Annotated in this window: 1 protein-coding gene; it reads right to left on the reverse strand. The window is 31.8% G+C overall.

All coding sequences use genetic code 11. The annotated features are described in order from the left end of the window. The coding region (locus H2O73_RS24250; RefSeq protein ID WP_182110830.1) for a hypothetical protein at positions 1-245 on the reverse strand (245 nt) is incomplete at both ends.

Genomic DNA, 245 nt, shown 5'->3' on the forward strand with positions numbered 1-245 from the left:
GTTTCTAATATAATTAAATCGTATTCTGCTGCTTTTAAAACCTCAACAGCTTCGTTTACATATTTTGATAGTGCTAAGTTAGATTGACGAGTAGCCAAACTTCTCATATAAACTCTAGGATTATTAATAGCATTCATACGAATTCTATCTCCTAAAAGAGCACCTCCAGTTTTTCTTTTGGAAGGATCTACAGAAACTAAACCAACTGTTTTTCCTGGAAAGTCAATTAAAAATCTTCTTACAAG

Origin of the sequence: Vibrio marinisediminis (genome assembly GCF_014050145.1) — a bacterium.
Taxonomy (GTDB): Bacteria; Pseudomonadota; Gammaproteobacteria; order Enterobacterales; family Vibrionaceae; genus Vibrio; species Vibrio marinisediminis.